This window comes from Pseudomonas sp. MIL9, assembly GCF_016887925.1.
In the GTDB taxonomy this organism is placed as follows: domain Bacteria; phylum Pseudomonadota; class Gammaproteobacteria; order Pseudomonadales; family Pseudomonadaceae; genus Aquipseudomonas; species Aquipseudomonas mohnii.
This window is the reverse complement of record NZ_JAFEHE010000002.1, coordinates 94,738-114,011: the sequence shown is the minus strand read 5'-3', so window position 1 is coordinate 114,011 and position 19,274 is coordinate 94,738. Positions and strand designations below refer to the sequence as shown.

General features: G+C 60.1%; 16 protein-coding genes and 1 pseudogene. 8 read left to right on the top strand and 9 right to left on the bottom strand.

The window, feature by feature from the left end; translation table 11 throughout:
* Positions 1 to 6 precede the first annotated feature (6 nt).
* The 3 genes from JQF37_RS02550 to JQF37_RS02540 are packed head-to-tail and all read right to left on the bottom strand — an operon-like array spanning position 7 to position 3,897.
* Positions 7 to 1,275, bottom strand: coding sequence for an OprD family porin (locus tag JQF37_RS02550; RefSeq protein ID WP_130204298.1), 1,269 nt, complete (start codon positions 1,273 to 1,275; stop codon positions 7 to 9).
* A 50-nt stretch (positions 1,276 to 1,325) separates the two neighbouring features.
* Positions 1,326 to 2,534: a benzoate/H(+) symporter BenE family transporter gene (locus tag JQF37_RS02545; protein ID WP_130204297.1), complete on the bottom strand. Its 1,209-nt coding sequence runs from the start codon at positions 2,532 to 2,534 to the stop codon at positions 1,326 to 1,328.
* A gap of 19 nt (positions 2,535 to 2,553) precedes the next feature.
* Positions 2,554 to 3,897 carry an aromatic acid/H+ symport family MFS transporter gene (locus JQF37_RS02540; RefSeq protein WP_047528959.1) on the bottom strand — a complete coding sequence of 448 codons (1,344 nt, stop codon included), beginning with the start codon at positions 3,895 to 3,897 and terminating at the stop codon, positions 2,554 to 2,556.
* A gap of 479 nt (positions 3,898 to 4,376) precedes the next feature.
* Between JQF37_RS02540 and JQF37_RS02535 the strand changes: the two genes are divergently transcribed.
* A complete protein-coding gene (locus JQF37_RS02535; RefSeq protein ID WP_130204296.1) occupies positions 4,377 to 4,802 on the top strand; it encodes a potassium channel family protein in 426 nt (141 codons plus the stop codon).
* 52 nt (positions 4,803 to 4,854) lie between these two features.
* On the opposite strand, the gene JQF37_RS02530 is transcribed toward JQF37_RS02535, so the two are convergent.
* Positions 4,855 to 7,230 carry a phosphoketolase family protein gene (locus tag JQF37_RS02530; RefSeq protein WP_130204295.1) on the bottom strand — a complete coding sequence of 792 codons (2,376 nt, stop codon included), beginning with the start codon at positions 7,228 to 7,230 and terminating at the stop codon, positions 4,855 to 4,857.
* A 423-nt stretch (positions 7,231 to 7,653) separates the two neighbouring features.
* Between JQF37_RS02530 and fnr the strand changes: the two genes are divergently transcribed.
* Together fnr and JQF37_RS02520 are read left to right on the top strand one after the other, a co-directional pair.
* The gene (fnr, locus tag JQF37_RS02525) at positions 7,654 to 8,397 is read left to right on the top strand and encodes a fumarate/nitrate reduction transcriptional regulator Fnr (RefSeq protein ID WP_130204294.1); all 744 of its coding nucleotides are present in this window, start codon (positions 7,654 to 7,656) and stop codon (positions 8,395 to 8,397) included.
* Between the two features lie 24 nt (positions 8,398 to 8,421).
* Positions 8,422 to 9,405, top strand: coding sequence for a zinc-dependent alcohol dehydrogenase family protein (locus JQF37_RS02520; RefSeq protein ID WP_130204293.1), 984 nt, complete (start codon positions 8,422 to 8,424; stop codon positions 9,403 to 9,405).
* Here JQF37_RS02520 and JQF37_RS02515 read toward each other — a convergent pair.
* The gene (locus tag JQF37_RS02515) at positions 9,395 to 10,306 is read right to left on the bottom strand and encodes a universal stress protein (RefSeq protein WP_130204292.1); all 912 of its coding nucleotides are present in this window, start codon (positions 10,304 to 10,306) and stop codon (positions 9,395 to 9,397) included. The genes JQF37_RS02520 and JQF37_RS02515 overlap by 11 nt on opposite strands.
* Before the next feature lie 224 nt (positions 10,307 to 10,530).
* On the opposite strand from JQF37_RS02515, the gene JQF37_RS02510 reads away from it, so the two are divergent.
* The gene (locus tag JQF37_RS02510) at positions 10,531 to 11,094 is read left to right on the top strand and encodes a GNAT family N-acetyltransferase (RefSeq protein ID WP_130204291.1); all 564 of its coding nucleotides are present in this window, start codon (positions 10,531 to 10,533) and stop codon (positions 11,092 to 11,094) included.
* Positions 11,095 to 11,203: 109 nt separating this feature from the next.
* Here JQF37_RS02510 and JQF37_RS02505 read toward each other — a convergent pair whose 3' ends face one another.
* Positions 11,204 to 11,446: a hypothetical protein gene (locus JQF37_RS02505; protein ID WP_130204290.1), complete on the bottom strand. Its 243-nt coding sequence runs from the start codon at positions 11,444 to 11,446 to the stop codon at positions 11,204 to 11,206.
* Positions 11,447 to 11,886: 440 nt separating this feature from the next.
* Here JQF37_RS02505 and JQF37_RS02500 point away from each other — a divergent pair, with 440 nt between their 5' ends.
* The 4 genes from JQF37_RS02500 to JQF37_RS02485 all read left to right on the top strand — a co-directional run bounded on the left by JQF37_RS02500 (position 11,887) and on the right by JQF37_RS02485 (position 17,106).
* Complete coding sequence (locus tag JQF37_RS02500; protein ID WP_130204289.1) at positions 11,887 to 12,816, top strand: universal stress protein; 930 nt, start codon at positions 11,887 to 11,889, stop codon at positions 12,814 to 12,816.
* Between the two features lie 362 nt (positions 12,817 to 13,178).
* Positions 13,179 to 14,525, top strand: coding sequence for a putrescine-ornithine antiporter (gene potE, locus JQF37_RS02495; protein WP_130204288.1), 1,347 nt, complete (start codon positions 13,179 to 13,181; stop codon positions 14,523 to 14,525).
* 41 nt (positions 14,526 to 14,566) lie between these two features.
* Complete coding sequence (locus tag JQF37_RS02490) at positions 14,567 to 15,472, top strand: amino acid ABC transporter substrate-binding protein (protein WP_130204287.1); 906 nt, start codon at positions 14,567 to 14,569, stop codon at positions 15,470 to 15,472.
* Positions 15,473 to 15,933: 461 nt separating this feature from the next.
* Complete coding sequence (locus JQF37_RS02485) at positions 15,934 to 17,106, top strand: DUF2252 domain-containing protein (RefSeq protein ID WP_321197466.1); 1,173 nt, start codon at positions 15,934 to 15,936, stop codon at positions 17,104 to 17,106.
* Positions 17,107 to 17,161: 55 nt separating this feature from the next.
* Here the strand turns inward: JQF37_RS02485 and JQF37_RS02480 are convergent.
* From JQF37_RS02480 to JQF37_RS02470, 3 genes and pseudogenes are all read right to left on the bottom strand, one after another.
* Positions 17,162 to 17,505 (bottom strand): annotated as a pseudogene (locus JQF37_RS02480) (cupin domain-containing protein).
* Positions 17,506 to 17,641: 136 nt separating this feature from the next.
* Positions 17,642 to 18,028, bottom strand: a complete 387-nt coding sequence (locus JQF37_RS02475) for a VOC family protein (RefSeq protein ID WP_130204284.1) — start codon at positions 18,026 to 18,028, stop codon at positions 17,642 to 17,644.
* 46 nt (positions 18,029 to 18,074) lie between these two features.
* Entirely contained in the window at positions 18,075 to 19,199 is a 1,125-nt protein-coding gene (locus JQF37_RS02470) for an S-(hydroxymethyl)glutathione dehydrogenase/class III alcohol dehydrogenase (RefSeq protein ID WP_130204283.1), read from the bottom strand.
* Positions 19,200 to 19,274: the final 75 nt, after the last annotated feature.

Genomic DNA, 19,274 nt, shown 5'->3' with positions numbered 1-19,274 from the left:
GTTGGCTCACAGCAACGTCCAGGTGTAGCTCAGGATCAGTCGGTTCTCGTCGATATCGGTGCGGTAATTGGAGCGCGCCATGGCATTGCGCACCCGGATCCCAAGCCCCGCGAAGGTGCCGCTCTGTACGACGTAACCGAGGTCCAGGTCGCGTTCGCGGTCCTTGCCTTCAAAGCCCTTGCCGGTCTCGACGTTGTTGCCGGTGATGTAGCGCACGGTGCTGGTCAGGCCCGGCACGCCGAGGGCGGCGAAGTCGTAGTCGTAGCGCGCCTGCCAGGAGCGCTCGTCGGTGGAGGCGAACTCATAGGTTGGCACTTCGTTGCCCAGCGGCGAGATGTTGGCAAATACCCGAGGGAACGCGCTTTCACCGTACATGCCCTGGTAGCCGACGTAGAAGGTATGGCCGCCGTACCTGGCCGACAGCAGGGAGAAAAATGCCTGGTTGTCGATATTGCCCAACAGCTTCTTGCCATCCTCCCTGGCATCGAAATAGCCGAGGTTGGCGCCCAGGGTCCAACTGCCCAGGGGCTGGCTGTGTTTCAGGCCCAGGAAGCCTTGCTGGTAGATGTCTTCCAGTTGCCCGTACCAGGCACTGACGCTGGTGTGTTTGTCGTTGAAGGCGTAATCGCCGCCACCGTAGTTGAACGCATCACTGCTGGCCTGGCGCTGAGGCACGTAGCTGAGCATCGCCTGCATCTTCTCGTCGCCAGCCTCGTTGCGCAGATGAGTGGAAGTCAGATGACCGCCTTGCAACGTCAGGCCATTGATCTCGCCGGACGTGATGCTCGCCCCCTGGTAGCTCGGCGGCAGCAGGCGGATGTCACTGAAAACCAGGACCGGCAAGTTCGGTTGCAACTCGCCAACGCGCAGTTCGGTTTTCGAGTAACGCAGTTTCAGCGTGCCTTCCACGCGGCTGTATTCATCGGCCGCGCGACCATCGCTCTGCACCGGTAACAGGCCGGTGTTGACCCGGTCCGGGCTGCTGTCGAGCTTGAGCCCGAGCAGGCCGATGACATCGACGCCAACGCCGATCGTCCCTTGGGTGTAACCGGACTTGGCGTTGAGGATAAAGCCCTGGGCCCACTCCTCGGCCTTCGACTGCCGGTTAGCGCCGACAATGTCCGAGTAGTCCCGGCTGAAGTAGTAATTGCGTGCCTGCAAGGTGGCGCTGGCATCCTCGATAAAACCGCCCTCGGCGGCCATCAACTGGCTGGAACATCCCAAGGCAACAGCCGTGGACAATAGGGTAGGAGTCGCATGAATGGTTGACTTCATCGGTGTGCTCTTATTGTTGTTATGAAAAGGTGAGGCGTGGCGGATACAGGTCAGCGCGCCACCTCCCGGGCGCTGCTGGAGTTTGTAAGGGGCGGCCGCCGCGCACCCGACAGCAGGTGCGCGGTCATGCCGAAAATCAGCCCCCAGAACGCGGCGGACAAGCCGAACAGCGACATGCCCGAGGCGGTGGTCAGGAACGTCACCAGCGCCGCTTCGCGGTCATGGGGTACGGCCATGGCATTGGCCAGGGCGCCGGCAATGGCAGCGAACAGGGCCAGGCCCGCCAGGGCGGCGATCAGTTCTTTGGGGAAGGCGGCAAACAACGACACCAGGGTCGCCCCAAAGATGCCCAGTACCAGGTAGCAGAGACCGCCGACCACACCGGCGACATAGCGTTTGCCCGGGTCTTCGTGGGCCTCGCGGCCAGTGCAGATGGCGGCAGTGATCGCCGCCAGGTTGAGGCCATGGCAACCAAACGGCGCCAATAGCGCCGTGCCCAGCGCGCTGCAGGCGATGATCGGGCTGGCCGGCGTGGCGTAACCCGAGGCGCGCAACACTGCCATGCCCGGCACGAACTGCCCGGTCAGCGCCACCATCACCAGTGGCAAGGCGACGTTCAAGGTTGCACTCAGGCTGAACTGCGGGGTGACCCAAACCGGCGTCGCCAGGCCGATCACCAGGGCTTCGCGGTGCAATTGGCCGGTGAGCATGGCGATGACACAGCCCACCACCAGTACCGCCATCACCGCGTAACGCGGCAGCAGCCGTTTGCACACCAGGTAGGTGACGAACATTGCCAGCACCAACCCGGGCTGACCTTGCAATGACACGAACAGGCCCGTGCCGAAACGCAACAGAATCCCCGCCAGCATGGCCGCTGCGATGGCGCCGGGCAGCTTGCTGATAACGCGGTCGAAGGCGCCCGAGATGCCGACCAGAAAGATAATCAGACTGCTCAGCAGATAGGCACCGACGGCCTCGTTCATCGAGATGCCCGGCAGCAACGCCACCAGCAGGGCCGAGCCGGGAGCCGACCAGGCAATGATGATCGGCACGCGGTAGCGCAGGCTCAGGCCGATGCCCAGCAGCGCACTGCCAATGGAGATCGCCCAGACCCAGGACGACAACAGCTCGCGAGACAGGTGCGCGGCGTCCGCCGCCTGGAAAATGATCACCAGTGGGCCCGCATACGAGATCACCGTGGCAATAAAACCCGCCACCGCAGCGGACAGCGAAAAGTCACGCATCAAGCCTTTCATCAAACAGCTCCTTGCGGACTCAGGCCTTGGCCGTGGACAGTGGCGCGGTAACCCTGGAGGCGTTTCGCTCGCTGCTGATGGCGTACAGGGTCATGGCGAGGGCGGCCACCGCACCCGGCAGGGCGAACGCCATGAAGTTGAGTTGCAGCGGCAAACTGATTCCCAGCAACGCACCGCCTAACAATGGGCCGACAATGGCACCGTTACGGCCGATCCCCGACGCCCAGCCAAGCCCCGTGGAACGAATGGCCATGGAATAGAACTGCGCGGCACAGGCATACAGCAGGATTTGCGAACCGATGGTGGTGGCGCCGGCGATAGCGATCAGCAGGTACAACACAGGGGTCGGGCTTTTGAATCCGAGCAAGGTGATCGACACCGCGGCAATGGCGAAGAACACCGCCAGTACCCTTGGCAGGTTGAGCTTGTCGCCCAATACGCCCCCGCCCACCGCACCGAAAATCGCGCCGAAGTTCAACACCAGCAGGAAGGATAAGCTTGAGCCCAGGCTATAACCGGCGTTGGCCATGAGTTTCGGCAGCCAGGAACTCAGGGCGTAGACCATCAACAGGCAGCAGAAAAACGCCAGCCAGAGCATCAGCGTGCGCATGGCGCGGCCTTCGCGGAACAGCTGCAGTACCGGCGTGCCGGTGCCCTTCACTTCCGCCATGTGCAGGGTGTCGCTGGCCTGGGCGACATAGGCCGGGTCAACGCGTTGCAAGACAGCGCGCGCTTGCTCGTTGCGGCCTTGGCGCAGCATGAAACCCACCGACTCAGGCAGGAAGTACATGATCAGCGGCAACAGCAGCAAAGGCAGCCCCGCGACATAGAACACCGCCTGCCAACCGAAGCTTGGAATAAGCACGATCCCCAGGCCCGCCGAGAGCATACCGCCCACCGAATAACCGCTGAACATGATGGCAACCAGGGTGCTGCGAATTTTCTTCGGCGCGTACTCGTTCATCAGCGCCACCACGTTGGGCATGACGCCGCCGATGCCAAGGCCGGCAATGAACCGGCAGATGCCAAAGGTCGTGGGACTCGTGGCAAAGCCATTGAGCACGGTGAAGCCGCTGAAGAGCATCACGCAAAGGGTGATGGTTTTCTTGCGCCCGATCTTGTCGGACAGCGGGCCGAAAAACAGCGCACCGAACATCATGCCAAACAGCGCATAACTGCCCAGCGCCCCGGCCTCCAACGGGCTCAGTCCCCACTCTTTCATCAGCGTCGGCAAGACCACCCCGTAGATCACCAGGTCGTAGCCGTCGAAGATGATGATCAGGGCGCACCAGAACAACACCATCCAGTGAAAGCGGTTGAAACGTGCGTTGTCGATCACCTCGTGTACATCGATTTTTCGCATGGCATGGGTCTCTTGTTGTTATTTTTTATTGTTCGTTTGGGCGTTTCAGGGTGCTGCCATGAGCGGTGCAGGCAAGGGTCCGCCGATGGCGGCCGCATTGTTACGCGCCATGCACAGCACTGTTACGCGGGATGCAAATGAAGGGTATTGAGACCGGCAGCGTGGCAATATCCGCTTTGCGCATATCGCTATCCGTTTTATGCAGAGGGGGGGGATATCGGCGTGTTGCCATGGCACGCGGGCGATGAGTCAGGGGCTCACTCGAGCCTCGTTGATTTAGCTCAATGTCTTCACCCTGCCCAGGTGTAAAAAAGAACCGGGTTCTGGCGACCTGTCAAGGGGGTGCGAGAAGTGCCGAAACAGTCCGGGTCCAGAAGGATAAAGGCACCGGCTCAGTGGACGACATCGCCCTGAGCAAGCCGTCTTGTTGACCCCCTTGGCGCTGACCTCCACGCAGCCGTCACCGCCGGAGAACCTCCATGCTGGCAGTCACCTTGATCAACACGCTGGTGGTCATCCTCGTCGTGTTGATCCACTACGAATGCCTGTTACGCCTGAATGACTGGCTTCCACGGCTCAAGCTTTGGAGCCGTTTCAGGATTGTCGTCGGGGTGTTCGGCGCACTGGTGGCTCACGCGATGGAAGTCTGGTGCTTTGCACTGGTCTATTACCTGATGGTGCGCTCCGGCGAATGGGGCGGCCTGACGGGCAATTTCGATGGTTCGCTGATGGACTGCGTCTACTTTTCTTTCACGACCTACACGACGATCGGTTTCGGCGATATTTCACCCGTGGGCAATCTCAAGTACCTGACCGGGCTGCAAGCGTTGACCGGCCTGGTGCTCATCACCTGGACGGCCTCGTTTCTCTTTCTCGAAATGCAGAAGTACTGGAAGAGCAAATAGCGAAGGGCCGGACGTTGCCCCTCGCTATCACAGCCCTGCCCCCCTCTGGACCTCAGCCAACGGCCACGGGCGTCCACTGCCAGTTCAGCACCTCGGGCATGTCTTGCCCGTGTTCGATCAGGTAGAGCTTGTGTTTTTCCATCGTCGACCAGTACCGCGACCGCGCGTTTTGCAGTTGATCATGCAAGCGGGGGACTCGCTCGATGACGTCCAGTGCCAGTTGATAACGATCCAGGTTATTGATCACGGCCATGTCGAACGGCGTCGTGGTCGCGCCCTCCTCCTTGAAGCCGCGGACGTGAAAATTGTCATGATTGGTGCGTTTGTACAGCAGGCGGTGGATCAGCGCGGGATAGCCGTGGAAGGCGAAAATCACCGGCTTATCGACAGTGAACAGCTCATCGAACGCCGTGTCAGGCAAACCGTGGGGGTGCTGGAAGGACGGCTGCAGCACCATCAAGTCGACCACATTGATGAGCCTGACGCGCAAATCAGGCACGTACTCGCGCAACAAGGTGACCGCCGCCAGGGTTTCCAGGGTCGGCACATCACCGGCGCAGGCCATCACCACGTCCGGGTCCTGATCATCCCGGCATGCCCAGTCCCAACGGCCGATGCCCGTCTGGCAATGTCGGATGGCTGCATCAATATCCAGCCATTGCCACTCCGGTTGCTTGCCGGCGACGATGACGTTGATGTAGTTGCGACTTTTCAGGCAGTGGTCCGTCACCGACAACAGGCAATTGGCATCGGGCGGCAGGTAGATCCGCACCACGTCTGACTTTTTATTCGCCACCAGATCGATGAACCCCGGATCCTGATGGGAGAAGCCATTATGGTCCTGACGCCAGACATGGGACGTCAGCAAAAAATTGAGCGAAGCAACCGGCTTGCGCCACGGCACCTCGGCGGCGGTTTTCAGCCATTTGGCGTGCTGATTGACCATCGAATCGACGATATGGATGAACGCCTCGTAACAGGACAGCAGGCCATGGCGCCCCGTCAGCAAATAGCCTTCGAGCCAACCCTCGCACACCTGCTCGCTGAGGATCTCCATCACCCGGCCATCGACTGACAGGTTCACATCGTCGGGCTCCAGCGGCTCCATCCATGCCTTGGCGCTGACCTCGTAGACCGCATCCAACCGGTTCGACGCCGTTTCGTCCGGACCGAACAGACGGAAGTTGTTCGAGGCCAGATTGTTTTTCATCACGTCGCGCAAAAACGTACCCAGTACCCGCGTGGCCTCGGCGCGCAGGCTGCCGGGAGCCTCGAGCTTCACCGCATAGTCGCTGAACGACGGCAGGTCCAGGGCGCGCAACAACCCGCCACCGTTGGCGTGGGGATTGGCACTCATGCGCCGATGCCCGGTCGGTGCCAGCGCGGCGATTTCGGGCAGCAAGGCGCCATTGGCATCAAACAGCTCGCCGGGACGGTAGCTGTTGAGCCACTCCTCCAGCTGCTGCAGATGAACGGGCTGCTGAAAATCGGCCAGGGGCACCTGATGGGCGCGCCAGGTCCCTTCGACACGATGGCCATCGACGAATTTCGGGCCGGTCCAGCCTTTAGGGGTGCGCAACACCAACATGGGCCAAAGCGGCCGCTCCAACGCGCCGGACTGTCGGGACTGGCGCGCGTCGCACTGAATCTCGCGGATTTTCAGCACCATCGTATCCAGCGTCCGGGCCAGGGCCTGATGCACCTGCGCCGGATCATCGCCTTCAACGAAATAGGGATCGTAGCCATAGCCATACATCAGGGCCGACAACTCATCCTCACTGATTCTGGAGAGCACCGTCGGGTTGGCGATCTTGTAGCCATTGAGGTGCAGGATGGGCAACACCGCGCCGTCACGCCTCGGGTTGAGGAACTTGTTGGAATGCCAGCTGGCCGCCAGCGTACCCGTTTCAGCCTCGCCGTCACCGATCACGCAGGCGACGATCAGGTCAGGGTTATCAAACGCGGCACCATAGGCATGCGCCAGGCTATAGCCGAGCTCGCCGCCTTCATGGATCGAGCCCGGAATCTGCGCCGACACATGGCTGGAGATCCCGTATGGCCAGGAAAACTGTCGGAAAAGGCGCAGCAGGCCGTTGGCATTGCGTTCCACCGAGGGATAAAGCTCGGTGTAGGTGCCTTCGAGGTAGGTCTGTGCCACAACCGCTGGCCCGCCATGGCCGGGGCCGGCGACGAAGAGCACCGTGAGGTCATACTGATTGATCAGCCGGTTGAAGTGCGTGTAGATCAGGTTGAGTCCCGGCGTCGTACCCCAGTGGCCCAGCAAACGCGGTTTGATGTGTGCCTGTGTCAGGGGCACGTTCAGCAAAGGATTGTCCTTGAGGTAGATCTGCCCCACCGCCAGATAATTGGAGGCCCGCCAATAGGCATCCAGCCCTTCCAGTTGCTCGTCACTCAGAAAATCGCTCATGAAGTTCTCCGCCAGCGTCCGACCTGCTGAAGTTGTTGGTCGATTCTGGGAGCCTGAAACGTTCAAGACTTGATTTACATCAAATGTCAAAGCCGATGTTCAAGCTCAATGCCGTTGGAATCCATCGATATCGACCCAGCGGTACGCCCGTTTTCCCCGTTCGTCACTTATCCCGCAAAATGCACGAATGAGTGAGGCATCCCAATGACCAGCACCTATGCTTAGTACACCCCCAATAAAGCTAATGCCGATCAGTGAAGTGATTGAACGAGCGAAGAGTCACGTGTGGCAAGGGCGTTTGCTGCTGCCGGGCAGCGAAGCAGCCCGGAAACACGGGACGGTTCGGCATTCCGACAAACTCCCTGCAACAGGTTGAGGGTCACGCTTGACTGATTGACGTTACCCAACAAGGCGCCATGACCCATGCCTGAAATCCACCCACTTCACGTTCATTATATGAAGGCTGCCTGTTCCAACTGCAGCGTGCTGGAGTTGTGCCTGCCGATCGGCATGAGCAGCCTGGAGGTCGAGCGGCTGGATACGCTGATCGTGCAACGCTTCAAGGTCAAAAAGGGCGTTGCGTTGTACCGTACCGGAGATCCCCTGCGTTCGCTTTACGCGGTCCGTATCGGCTCCTTCAAGACCAGCGTGCTGTCAGTCGATGGGCGTGAACAGGTCACAGGCTTTCACATACCCGGCGAGATGCTCGGCCTGGACGCCATCAGCGCCGATCAGCACGCCTGCAATGCGTTTGCCCTGGAAGACAGCGAAGTCTGCCCCATCCCTTTTGCGCAACTGGAGAAACTCGCGCAAAACCTGCCATCGCTGCAACACAACCTCAACAGGCTCCTGAGCCGTGAAATCGTGCGTGATCACAGCATGCTGATGCTGATGGGCAACATGAACTCCGATGAGCGGCTGGCCGCTTTTCTGCTGAACCTGTCGCAACGTTTCAGCATCCGTGGCTATTCCGCCAAGGACTTCGTGCTGAAAATGCGTCGCGAAGAAATCGGCTCCTACCTGGGGCTGCGGCTGGAAACCATCTGCCGGGGGATCGCGCACCTGCGGGATCAAGGATTGGTGGAGGTCGCAGGCCGAGACGTCAAAATCCAGAACATGGAAGGGCTCAAGCAACTGGTCGCCGGATGTAATCGTTCTGTGCGCTAACCCTTGCACCTCTGGAGAATCGTCATGCGCGCCATGGTGCTACGTACTTACGGCGAACCGCTGCAACTGGAAGAACGCCCCATCCCCACACCCGGCCAACACCAAGTGTTAATCAAGGTCCTGGCTTGCGGCGTCTGTCGCACCGACCTGCACCTGGTGGACGGCGAATTGGCGCAAGCGCAACTGCCACGGGTGCCAGGCCACGAGATCGTCGGTGAGGTCACGGCGGTGGGCGCCGACGTCGCAGCGGACTGGATCGGCCAGCGGGTCGGGGTTCCGTGGCTGGGTTGGACCTGCGGTCAGTGCGAATTCTGTCTGTCGGGCCGGGAGAATCTTTGCGACAAGGCGCAGTTCACCGGTTGTCATCTGGACGGCGGTTACGCCGAATACACCGTTGCCGACGAGCGCTTCTGCTTCCCGATCCCCCAGGTGCTCTCGGACATTCAAGCAGCTCCGCTGCTGTGTGCCGGGCTGATCGGCTTTCGCGCGTTGCAGATGGCCAGGGGCGCGCGCCACCTGGGCCTCTACGGGTTCGGCGCGGCGGCGCATCTGGCGATTCAGGTGGCGCGGGGCCGTGGACAAAAGGTGTACGCCTTTACCCGACCGGATGACCATGACGGTCAGGCCTATGCCCGATCCCTGGGGGCCGAATGGGCGGGGGCTTCGGATCAACCGCCACCGCACTTGCTCGACGCCAGCCTGATTTTCGCGCCCGTCGGTGCCTTGGTGCCGCTGGCACTGACGGCGACGGTCAAGGGCGGCTGTGTGATCTGCGCCGGCATTCACATGAGCGACATTCCCGCGTTTCCTTATCGGCTGCTATGGGGCGAACGCAGCGTTCGTTCAGTGGCAAACCTGACCCGCGAAGATGGCAGCGCATTTTTTCAAGAGCTCAAACACACGCCCGTGCATTGCGACGTCACTCTTTTTGCCCTGGACGACGCCAATCAGGCACTCGCCTGCTTGAGGGCGGGGCAGTTCAATGGCGCCATCGTGCTCACCCCGTGACGCTCGTCCTGACCGCCAGAATGCTGCCCGGCACCGAGTACAGCGCACGTTCAGTGTTACTGCCGATCAAGCGATCGATTCCCACTCGGTGCACGGTCCCCATCACCACCACATCCGCCAGGTATTGTTCGACAAACTCACTGATCACCGGCACGGGCAAACCCATGACGAAATGCCGCCGCTCGGGCGGCACCCCATGACGATCCGCGAGGGCCACAAAAGCCTGGTGCAGGGACTGACGCAGTTCTTCGATGAAGTCCACACCCCAACCACCCCCCACCAGCGGCGAATCGGCATTGAAGGCCGGCGACAAATCGTAGGCATACAGCAAGTGCAACGGCGCATCGCATTGCAAGGCCAGGGCATTGGCGGTTTGGATGATGGTGTCGTTCAGGCCACTGATTTGCGTGGAAGGATCGAACGGGTCGACGGCAGCCACGACCCGGTGCGGCAAGCTGTAACGGGCCTGGTTGACCAGATGCACGGGAACCGGGCAATCGCGCAGCAGGTGGCAATCGAGCGGCGTGATGAACACTCGCTTGAGTACAGGCTCCAGGGTGACATCCTTGATCAACAGGTCGGGTTTGAGTTCTTCGACCGTTTTCAGGATGTCCAGCAGTGGATGGGTCGTGAAGACCACTTCCACCGAGACATCCAGCCCTTGTCCGCCGAGCAGTTCGACCTCGTCTGAAACCCAGCGACGATAGCGGCGCATGTAACGCTGATATCCGGCGTCGTCCGTTTTCTCTTCCCACAAATGCACGACCGGCACCGGTTCGACAAAGGCTCTTATATCCAGCACCGCCCCACTCACCTTGGCCAGCGCAACGGCTCGCAGCAGGGCGGGAGATTGTTGCAGGGTTTGGTCGGCAATCAGCAATAAACGTTGATATTGACCCATCACACACCTCCGCTCTGTTCCGGCCCTTCAGCGCCGTCAGGTTCCAGACTGCGCTCGTTACCCCCTGCCCCACGTTGATTTACATCAAACACGTGCAAATCTGCGTCGTCGGCAAGAGTCTATGATCCAGATCAGATTCAAGCGCCGCCGACGGCGTAGAAAGGAATGAACCGTACGGTTCGTCACCGTGCGCCTGCCTTTCAAATCGGATGGAGGATCACCCCATGCTCACCGTCAAAGACCACAACGATCGGGCCGCAGCGGCCTACTCCGCAGTTACCGGACAACACTGGATCGAAGCGCTCAAGGATGGCCGCCATGTCTTGATCCGGCCGCTGACGGAGAAAGACCGCGAGCGGGAATACGCCTTTATCAAGCGGCTGTCGCCCGAGTCCCGGCACATGCGCTTTCTCTCGCAGATCAGTGAGCCCGGCACCGAGATGCTCGACCAGCTGATGGATACCGACAATAAGCAGCGCACCGCCTACGTCGCGCTGGTCCACGAAAACGGCCAACTGATTGAGATTGGCGTCGCCCGCTATGCCGCTACGTCCGAGCATGAATGTGAATGCGCCGTGACCGTCGCCGATGAATGGACACATCTGGGCCTGGGCACATTACTGATGGAACACTTGATCAAGACCGCACGCAAAAACAATTTTCACCAGATGTATTCGGTGGACGCCTCAAGCAATGCACCGATGCGGGACCTGGCCAAATCCCTGGGGTTCGAGACACGCAATGATCCCGATGACACCCGCCAGGTCATTCATCGTCTGCACCTGTAATACATCGCCTCGCGATGTACCGGCCAACGGTTCATCGCGGGGCGATTGAGTACGCAAGATTGCAAGCCCCCCCGTTCAATCGCCTGTCTCGGTAGCAGCGTGATTCCTGTCACTCCACAAGGTCGGCGCTGATCTTGGCGTCCCGGGTATAAGCAGATCGCCCCCCGGGGAATGGACGTGTGAAAGAGGTCCGGCCGGTGCTGACAGGCCAGACATGCGGCGCATCGATTCGCGCCTTGAGCTGGTCGACAAACGCCTGAGCGCCTTCCAGGCTGTTGAAGTCCACCGCCAGGTCGTCCATGTACACAATCCAGCCACCGGTTGCCTGCTTCTGCGTGATCTCAATAATCATCGAAAACCTCCCGAAAACCTCGAAAATGCCCCCGCACCCAACGGTGCAATACGCAATCACTTGAATGGGCGCCAAGGCGGGACAACCCCACGGTCCCTCGGTCAGGGCCATGACTGGCTCGGCGACGTTGCCGTGCTTGAAATTGACAGCGTGGATCGCACCCAACGGCCGGACGCTTTCGTTCCAGGTGCGCAAGCGATAAGCACGAACTCCAGATTGCGCCAGGGTGACTGAGCAAAAGTTGATCACGGTCAACAATTTCAATGACTGAACGCGCCACGCATGACCGGACGTCGGGCGGCATCGTCGTAACTCCCCGGGTTTGACAAAGATCAAGCCCGCGTCCCCGGATAGACGCAGGATGAATGCAAGGTTTCACGTCCCGATGGCAGCGCAGCCATTGGACCCAACACTTGCAAAATGACTAGAGGAGACAGGTCATGTCGGATCAATCACGTTTCATGTTGGTCGTCTCGCCCTTGATGGAAAACAGCCCTGCCTTCGATCGGGCTGCCGCACTGGCCCACGCATCGAACGCGGCATTGCACATCGTGGCGTTCGACTATCTCGAAGGGCTGGCGACCGCCGGCATGGTCAACGAGCAAGCGCTGGAACAGATGCGGCTCGGGTACGTGGAACGCCATCGCCAATGGCTGGAGGATCGGGCTCGGCCGTTGCGCAAAATCGGGGTGCACGTGACCACGGAAGTGGTCTGGGTGGAAAAACCCTTGCAGGAAATCCTGATCCATCTCAAAGAGCAGCCCATGGCTGTACTGATCAAGGCCTTGGCACACGAATCGCGTCTGTCGCGCCTGTTGTTTACGCCGCTGGACATTCATCTGCTGCGCGAATGCCCGGTGCCCTTGCATTTCGTCAGCCACATGCACCACGCCTTGCCGCGCAAGATAGTCGCCGCCATCGACCCCTTCCATCGTGAGGGGCAATACCAGGGCTTCAATGACCGGATTCTGCAAGAGGCTTCAAAACTGGCGATTACCTGTCATGCCGAACTGGACGTTGTCTATGCCCATGACCTCTCTTCCATCAGCGCAGACGAATTCGGCTTCGAGAATGCCTCGACGTTTTTCTCTTCCAGCAAAGCCAAGACCCTGTTCGATGCACAGGCTGATGCCTTCCGCGAACTGTCGGAGCGCAACGGCATCCCGCCGGAGCGCCAGCGCATGATCATGGGCAATCCGGCGAAGGTGCTTGCCAGCTACGCAACCGCCTATGACATCGACATGATCGTGATGGGCCGGGCCGGGCATCGTGTCATGGACCGGTTGGTCGGCAGCACGGTGGAACATCTGCTGTACAAGATGCCGTGCAGCGTCTGGGTGGTTTCGCCACAGGAATTGAATGAGGAATAAAGGAAGTACCGGACCTTCTTCCTTTTGAGGGGCATTGCAACGTGGGCGCCGTCCTTTGTCGGTCGAACCGTGTCGCCGGCAATGGACAGGATGATTTTACGCGACCGCACGTAGAGAAGCCTGGCCAGCCTCTACTCGCGGGTCTCGCCAATCCTGCCCATTTTGCGGTGCAACACTGGCGTGCGTGAATCCATGTTCTAAGGTTATCCGCAGGCGACCCCTCGCAAACGAAGAACATGATGTTGCGATAACTGGCCCTGCGTAAAAGCGATTGACGTGGTTAGCGGCAAAGACAAAAGGTGGTTGGTTAACGAAGGCCTCAGTGCTCGGGCCAAGGCGTTGCGCATATCAAGGAGTTCCCGATGGCCGACTCAAGCAAGAAGATGAGCCTCATGGGGCTTACCACGCTGGTGACCGTGAACATGATGGGCTCGGGCATCATCCTGCTGCCGACGAGCATGGCGCAACTCGGTGCCGTTTCATTGCTCTCATGGCTCGTCACCGCCGTCGGCTCCATGGCCATCGCCTATTGCTTTTCCCAGTGCGGCATCTACTGTCTGCGCTCGGGTGGGCTGTCCGCCTACACCGAAGAGGCTCATGCCAAATCGGGCTTCTTCCTCTGCTCGTATCTGTATTTTCTCTCCCTGGGCATCGCCAACGTGGCCGTCGCCATTTCTGCGGTGGGTTACATGACGGCGTTCGTGCCCTGGCTCGGCAGTGGCGCCATTCCCCTGTTCATCGGTACGGTCGGCCTGCTCTGGCTCACCACCGTGGCCAACTTCGGCGGCCCGAGCATCACGGGCAAGATCGGTACGATTACCGTGTGGGGTGTCATCATCCCGGTGGCCGGCTTGAGCATCATCGGTTGGTACTGGTTCAAGACCGATGTGCTGATTGCCGCCTGGAACCCCAACGACCTGCCGATCTCCGAAGCCATCAGCAAGGCGATTCCCCTGACCCTGTGGGCTTTTCTGGGCATGGAGTCGGCGGCGCAGGCTTCCGATGCGGTGGAAGATCCCAAGCGCAACGTGCCGCTGGCCTGCCTCTTCGGCACGCTGGGCGCGGCGGTGGTCTACATACTGTCGACGACGGTGATCCAGGGGATGATTCCCAACGCCGAACTGGCCAACTCGTCCGCACCCTTCGCCCTCGTCTATGCCCACATGTTCAATCCCACGGTCGGCAACATCGTCATGGCGCTGGCCGTGATGGCCTGTGTCGGGTCGTTGCTGGGCTGGCAATTCACCCTGGCGCAAACCGCCAAGATGACCGCTGACCAGGGCATGTTCCCGAAATTTTTCAGCAAGGTCAGTACGCGGGATGCCCCGATTATCGGCATGCTTGCCTGCGGCGTGCTGCAGACCTTGATGGCGCTGTCGACCATTTCACCCAATGCCAGCGAGCAGTTCGGCAAACTCGTCAGTCTGGCGGCAGTGACCAATCTGATCCCCTACGTGACAGCCGCCACGGGCCTGCTGGTCATGATGTACAAAGCCAGGGTCAGTAAAGGGATCTACACCCGCAACACCTCGCTATTACTGATCGCCGTGGCCTACTCGCTGTACGCCCTGTATGCCTGTGGCAAGGATGCCGTATTCGGTGGCCTCATCGTCCTTGCATTTGGCTACCTGCTCTATGGCTTCCTCTCCAAACGTTTTGTCGAACCGCCTCCCGCCGCCCAGACCAGTGCCGGCAATCCTCAGCTGTAATTTTCAGGCAACACAGACATTCGAATGCGGGGCGCCAGGATATGAACGTACAACGGATCAAAGCCACTCACTTGCTGCTGGTCAGCCTGCTCGCCATGGTGCCGGCACTGGCCGATGCCAATACCCTTGAACGCATCCGGGCGAGTCACACCTTCACGCTCGGCTACCTGCCGGACCTGGCCCCGTTCAGTGTCCAGGCAGGCGACAAGGCCAGCGGTTATGCGATCGAGCTTTGCCAGAAAATCGCTGACAACGTCAAAGTCGAGCTGGGCTTGCCCGACTTGCAGGTACGTTACCAACCGGTCTCCGTCGACGACGCGATAACGGCCATCAGCACGGGCAAGATCGACATCCTCTGTACGCCCAGCCCACCTACCCTGGCGCGTCGCAAGCAGGTGAGCTACTCGGTACCGATCTACACCGCCGGCCTTTCGGTGGTGGTGCGCCAGAAAGCCCCCGAGGCGCTGCTCAATGTCCTCAACGGCAAAGTCGCCCGTACCGGGCCGACCTGGCGGGCGACGGTCAATCATGGGCTGTCCGATCAAACCTATGTCACCACCGCTGGCGGGATCACCGAGACATGGATCCGCCAGCAAATGCATTTGCTCGGCGTGGTGGCCACCCTGGTCACGGTCAAGAACACTGAAGCGGGTGTCAACCTGGTCGCCGAAGGCAAGGCCGATGCCTTTTTTGCCGAACGCGTCATACTGAGCAATCTCCTCGCCACGCACCCCTCCGCAGCAAAACTGGTCCTGCTGGATCGGGTGTTCGAGTATTCACCGATCGCGATGGCCCTTGATCGAGACGACGAAAATTTCCGCTTGCTGGTGGATACCGCTCTCAGCGAAATGTACAGGTCGGGCGAAATCGAACAGGCCTGCAATACCTACCTGGGAGGCATCAGCGACATGGCGAAAAAACTGTTCAAGGTCTACGCGCTTCCCTAGCAGAGAGCCGCAACGATCGGGGCCATCGGTCGAGGAAGAAAAAAACCTCTACCTCTACCGGTGCGCCATGATCCGTCGCGGGAGCTGCTACGCTTGAAACAATGTACTTCGCCGCTTTCAGGAAACCGGCACACGCACTTTCTGTGGGCTGATGGAGCAGTCGCATTCCCGGATCCCGTGCCCAAGCGAGTCTGACTTCGTTGAGCAAAGGAGTGGACATGCCTCCCCGCAAAAATAGCCCCGCCCATAGCAAGACAGCGCAATCGGAAGACCACGGGGACGAGTTGGTCTTTCACTCGCGCAAGGAGCGTCTGTACGAAGGTGAACAAGTACGCGAGCGCGTGCCCCATGCGGATCACGCCGTATGGAAACCCCCGCGCAAACACCGTGACCCCATCGAACTCCTCGAAGTCTCCAACCGCTATCGATTGCCCAATCTGGTGCCGGTGCGCTACGGCCGCATGCTGCGCAGTCCTTTCACTTTTCTGCGTGGCTCTGCGGGCTTGATGGCGCATGACCTGGCCAAGACGCCGACCACCGGCATTCAGGTGCAGGCCTGCGGCGATTGTCACCTGATGAACTTCGGGTTATTCGCCACACCTGAGCGCAACCTGATATTCGACATCAACGATTTCGACGAAACGCTTCCAGCCCCCTGGGAGTGGGATGTCAAACGCCTGGCGATCAGTTTTGCCGTGGCCGCGCGGGATAACCGCCTCAGCGATAAAGACGCACGGGCCATCGCCGTCGAAAGCGTTCGAGCCTACCGCGAAAGCCTGCGCCAGCATTCGAAGATGAGCCCACTGGATGTCTGGTATGACCGACTGGATGCCCAATCGATCATCGACATGGCGCCCAATTCAGAGATCAAGAAGTTTCGCGAGCAAGTGATCGCAAAGGCCAGGGTGCGCGTCGGCGATTACCTCTATCCCAAGATCAGCAGTGAAGTCGGCGGACGGCGGCGCCTGATCGATCAACCCCCGATACTGTTTCATGTGTATGAAAAAGGCTTCATGAAAAACGTGCGCCTGACGCTGCAAGACTATCGATTGTCGCTGCCCCATGAACGGCGGGTGCTCTTCGATCGCTATCGCCTCGAAGACATTGCGGTCAAGGCCGTCGGGATCGGTAGCGTCGGAACCTATTGTTTCGTCGGCCTGTTCTTTTCCGCAGAAAATCACCCGCTGCTGCTGCAATTCAAGGAAGCCTGTCCCTCGGTGCTGGCGCCCTATGCGGGCAAGAGCGAATACGAGAACCAGGGCCAACGTGTCGTCACGGGGCAACGCCTGATGCAGTCGTCCAGCGATATCTTCCTGGGCTGGACACGCAGTCAGAACGGTCGCTACTTTTTTGTACGTCAGCTGCGCGACATGAAGATGTCAGCGCCCATCGAGGGTATATCCGCCACGCGAATGAAGCTGTACGCCGAGTGCTGCGGCCTGACCCTGGCCCGTGCCCACGCCAAATCCGGGGATGCTGCACTCATCAGTGGCTACCTGGGCAAGACGGATTCCTTCGACCAGGCCATCGGCAAATTTGCCATCGCCTATGCCGATCAGAATGCAAAAGACCATGCCATGCTGCTGGCCGCAGAAAAATCGGGACGGATCAATGTGTTGAGAGAAGAAGAGTAATGAGCGCGCAGCGGACTCTAGCCGGTCCGCTGGCAATGCGGATGTCCCGCTGAGCTTACGCTTGCCTGACGATGTCGACCGAGATCTCACACGTCGCGACCGTTCCCCTGTTTTCAAGCCAGTGGGTGGTGTTCCGGTCTTCAGGCCAGCCCACTCCCGGCCCGTAGTCGGTGGCCGTTCCATTTCGGTGATCGGTGATCGTTCCTTGCAATATGTAGACGATGCCCGGCCTGTCGACATGGTTGTGCACCGGCCCGAACACGCCTCCAGGCTCGATGTCACCAAACGCATCCTGAGTTGGCGCCCGGCCATGCCCTCGATCTCGGGACCCAGGTCGATCGTTGCGAGTAACTGCACCGCGACACCTTTCGTTTCGGGTGCCATTTGTTCGTTGCTCATCATGCACTCCTCTCTGTATCTGCAGGCCCTAATGAGCAGTAGACACCTTAAAAGGCCTGAGCAGTCGAGAGGCGACCAAGGGTCGATTTCGTGGCGTCGTGAAAGGCGAGGCTTGAATCAAGCCTCGCCCTGACGCTTACCAGGCAGGCTTGAAGCAGTACGCCGCCAGCTTGTTACCGTCGAGGTCGCGGGCATAAGCCGCATAGGCATTAGGCGCCCAGCCACGAGGGCCCGGTGCGCCTTCATCGGTGCCGCCATAGGCCAGCGCGGCGGCGTGGAAGGCATCGATCGCGGCGCGATCAGGTGCTTCAAAGCTGACCGTGACACCGTTGCCCACGCTCGCCGGGGCGCCGTTGGCCGGTTTCAGCACGAAGAAGGACGGGGCGTCCTGTCCCCAGATCGAGCCATTGTCATCGAGGTCGGCGAGGCGCTTCTGGCCCAGCGCGCCGAGGACTTTGTCGTAAAAGTCGCGGGCTTTTTGCAGATCGTTGGTGCCGACGGTGACATGGGTAAAGATGCTCATTGTGATGTTCTCTCTGGTAAAGACACGGTGGGTGGTAGTGGTTGAATCAGCGATCGAAATGAATGACGGTGCGGATGCTGCGGCCTTCATGCATCAGGTCGAAGGCCCGGTTGATATCTTCCAGGCCCATGGTGTGGGTGATGAAGGTCTCCAGCGGGATTTCGCCCGTGCGGGACTTCTCGACATAGCTGGGCAGTTCGCTGCGCCCTTTCACGCCGCCAAAAGCCGAACCGCGCCAGACGCGACCAGTCACCAACTGGAACGGACGGGTACTGATTTCCTGTCCGGCACCGGCGACGCCGATAATCACCGACTCGCCCCAGCCCTTGTGGCAGCACTCAAGCGCCGCACGCATCAGCTGGACGTTGCCGATGCACTCGAAGGAGTAATCGACACCGCCCTCGGTCATTTCGACGATCACTTCCTGGATCGGCCTGGCGTATTCCCTGGGGTTGATGAAGTCGGTGGCGCCCAGTTGCCTGGCGATCTCGAATTTGGCCGGGTTGATATCGATGGCGATGATGCGGCCGGCCTTGGCCATGGTGGCGCCGATGATAGCCGCCAGGCCGATGCCACCCAGGCCGAAGATGGCCACGCTGGCGCCCTCTTCCACCTTGGCGGTGTTGAGCACCGCACCGATGCCGGTGGTCACGCCGCAACCGAGCAGGCAGACCTTGTCCAGCGGTGCATCCTTGGGGATCTTGGCCAGGGAGATTTCCGGCAGCACGGTGTATTCGGAAAAGGTCGAGGTGCCCATGTAATGGAAGATGGGTTGGCCCTGGCAGGAAAAACGACTGGTGCCATCCGGCATCAGGCCCTGGCCTTGGGTGGCACGGATCTTCTGGCAGAGGTTGGTCTTGCCGGACCGGCAGAATTTGCACTCGCCGCATTCCGGGGTGTACAGCGGGATCACATGATCGCCCACCGCCAGGGAGGTCACCCCCTCACCCACGGCTTCGACGATACCGCCGCCTTCGTGGCCGAGAATCACCGGAAAGATACCTTCCGGATCGGCACCGGACAGGGTGAAGGCATCGGTATGGCAGACACCGCTTGCCACGATCCGGACCCGTACTTCCCCGGCTTGCGGGGGTGCCACGTCGACTTCGACAATTTGCAGGGGCTGGTTGGCCGCGAACGCCACAGCCGCTCGTGATTTGATCTTGTTCATAAAATTCCGCACGCAAAAAAGGCTGCCTCTGGATAGAAGCAAGAAAGTCAGTCGTGAATTCGGTGTTGCGAAAGG

What these genes read in the sequence shown, in the direction of transcription:
- JQF37_RS02545 (WP_130204297.1), bottom strand. Translation starts at nt 2,534, where the DNA reads ATGAAAGGCTTGATGCGTGACTTTTCGCTGTCCGCTGCGGTGGCGGGT.
- JQF37_RS02520 (WP_130204293.1), top strand. Translation starts at nt 8,422, where the DNA reads ATGCGCGCCATGGTGCTACGTACTTACGGCGAACCGCTGCAACTGGAA.
- JQF37_RS02490 (WP_130204287.1), top strand. Translation starts at nt 14,567, where the DNA reads ATGAACGTACAACGGATCAAAGCCACTCACTTGCTGCTGGTCAGCCTG.
- potE (WP_130204288.1), top strand. Translation starts at nt 13,179, where the DNA reads ATGGCCGACTCAAGCAAGAAGATGAGCCTCATGGGGCTTACCACGCTG.
- JQF37_RS02515 (WP_130204292.1), bottom strand. Translation starts at nt 10,306, where the DNA reads ATGGGTCAATATCAACGTTTATTGCTGATTGCCGACCAAACCCTGCAA.
- JQF37_RS02470 (WP_130204283.1), bottom strand. Translation starts at nt 19,199, where the DNA reads ATGAACAAGATCAAATCACGAGCGGCTGTGGCGTTCGCGGCCAACCAG.
- JQF37_RS02540 (WP_047528959.1), bottom strand. Translation starts at nt 3,897, where the DNA reads ATGCGAAAAATCGATGTACACGAGGTGATCGACAACGCACGTTTCAAC.
- JQF37_RS02550 (WP_130204298.1), bottom strand. Translation starts at nt 1,275, where the DNA reads ATGAAGTCAACCATTCATGCGACTCCTACCCTATTGTCCACGGCTGTT.
- fnr (WP_130204294.1), top strand. Translation starts at nt 7,654, where the DNA reads ATGCCTGAAATCCACCCACTTCACGTTCATTATATGAAGGCTGCCTGT.
- JQF37_RS02535 (WP_130204296.1), top strand. Translation starts at nt 4,377, where the DNA reads ATGCTGGCAGTCACCTTGATCAACACGCTGGTGGTCATCCTCGTCGTG.
- JQF37_RS02485 (WP_321197466.1), top strand. Translation starts at nt 15,934, where the DNA reads ATGCTGCGCAGTCCTTTCACTTTTCTGCGTGGCTCTGCGGGCTTGATG.
- JQF37_RS02530 (WP_130204295.1), bottom strand. Translation starts at nt 7,230, where the DNA reads ATGAGCGATTTTCTGAGTGACGAGCAACTGGAAGGGCTGGATGCCTAT.
- JQF37_RS02510 (WP_130204291.1), top strand. Translation starts at nt 10,531, where the DNA reads ATGCTCACCGTCAAAGACCACAACGATCGGGCCGCAGCGGCCTACTCC.
- JQF37_RS02500 (WP_130204289.1), top strand. Translation starts at nt 11,887, where the DNA reads ATGTCGGATCAATCACGTTTCATGTTGGTCGTCTCGCCCTTGATGGAA.
- JQF37_RS02505 (WP_130204290.1), bottom strand. Translation starts at nt 11,446, where the DNA reads ATGATTATTGAGATCACGCAGAAGCAGGCAACCGGTGGCTGGATTGTG.
- JQF37_RS02475 (WP_130204284.1), bottom strand. Translation starts at nt 18,028, where the DNA reads ATGAGCATCTTTACCCATGTCACCGTCGGCACCAACGATCTGCAAAAA.